Source organism: Psychromonas sp. SP041 (assembly GCF_000470315.2).
Taxonomy (GTDB): domain Bacteria; phylum Pseudomonadota; class Gammaproteobacteria; order Enterobacterales; family Psychromonadaceae; genus Psychromonas.
In genome coordinates, this window is the sequence record NZ_CBRF02000088.1 from 1 (window position 1) to 1,457 (window position 1,457).

1 protein-coding gene and 2 pseudogenes are annotated in these 1,457 nt (G+C 38.2%); 2 read left to right on the top strand and 1 reads right to left on the bottom strand.

Annotation, left to right across the window (positions count from 1 at the left end):
* Positions 1–95 (top strand): annotated as a pseudogene (locus SP041_RS20640) (IS982 family transposase); the annotation flags it as partial.
* Between the two features lie 34 nt (positions 96–129).
* Here the strand turns inward: SP041_RS20640 and SP041_RS20645 are convergent.
* Positions 130–669, bottom strand: a pseudogene (locus tag SP041_RS20645) (transposase); the annotation flags it as partial.
* A gap of 337 nt (positions 670–1,006) precedes the next feature.
* Between SP041_RS20645 and SP041_RS20650 the strand changes: the two are divergent.
* Positions 1,007–1,303: a DUF1330 domain-containing protein gene (locus tag SP041_RS20650; protein WP_025562347.1), complete on the top strand. Its 297-nt coding sequence runs from the start codon at positions 1,007–1,009 to the stop codon at positions 1,301–1,303.
* Positions 1,304–1,457 lie beyond the last annotated feature (154 nt).

Here is a 1,457-nt window from a genome sequence, read left to right on the forward strand (position 1 = left end):
TCAATGTCATTTCAGGAATAGTGGCCTATTGCGTAAAAAAACAAAAGCCACGTATTAAGATATCTAAAAGTGAATTAGAGATGATGGCAGTCTAATAAATGCTATTGCTTATCCAGAACTCAGGTTACTTAACTTAATATCGACTTTTTCTATCTGATTTTTGATGGCCGTTAAAATAGGTTTGATGATACTAGTAATTTCTTTAGGCATAATTTGAAGACGATTTTTTTCCATTGTCTGCATCGTCATAAGCTGTCTTCTTCGTGATAACAAATCACTCATTAACTGCATGTTTTCTGGCTTTAACGTGGATAGTGATGGTTTAATGGCTTCACCATAATGAGCGATCAGCTGGGCATCTAGTTTATCTGTTTTAGCCTTACGCCCGATTGCCCCTGCAAACTTTTTAACATGAGCAGGATTGGCTACTGCAAAGGGTAACTTTGCTTCTGAGCAAGCCATAATAAATGTATGCTCAAGTCGACCAGTTGCTTCAATGACAATGCGGGTCGGTTTATGCGGTTTGATTTTCTTTAACGCTTCTTTAATGCCTTTTTCGTTGTTATCTACTGTAAAGTAGATATCTAAAGGTCTGATATGAATATCGAGTTGGAACTTACCCGTGTCGACACCGATGGTGATTTCTTTTTGATTTTTTTTGCAATTCATAATAAGCTGACTCCGCCTTGCTATTCGGGCTCGAGGCCCAGTTGACTATTCGAGTTTAATGCTTGGAGTCCTATACAGCGCTCATACTTGTTATCGGTCTCTCAAATGAGGATCCTTCGCTTAATCGAGCTGCTGTATAAGAAGGCTTTGGTTGCAGCCAAAGCTTGGGCCTCACTTTACCTAAACTGGTTTAAAAGGTAACTATTTGGTGGGGATATTATCCATGCAAGGCGCTTAAAACTTAACTAAAACAGTGGGTTAAGTTTCGCTTCGCTACACATTATAACCCACCATTTTAGTCCACTTAGCGCGGTGTTAGCTGTAAAAGAGGTATGCAATGAGTTGCTATATTATTTACCATTACAATATTATCGATAAAGAAAGAATCGAGTTGTTAGGTCCGTTATCAGTGCCAATAGTTGAAAAGTTTGGTGGTGAATTAGTCATTGCCAATCATGCTGACTGCTTGGAAGGCTCTTCTCCGTATTCACATATGGTTGTTTACAAATTCAAAAATAGAGAGTTAGCAAAAAGTTTTTACGAATCGAATGAAAGTCGAGAGTTATCTAAACTAAGAAACGAAGTTACGGAAGGTTTTGTTGTTCTAATGCCACAATTCGAGATGCCTAAATAAAGCATCTTTTGACCATCAGAATATACAGCTAACAAACAAGAATAGGTGTCGCGCAGCCGACACCTTATTCGGGTGTTGGACAAGCCCGTTTGAGGTTGGTTTACTTATTATAGTAAATAGCGGTTTTTATACTAAAGGAATGTTGATGATTCAG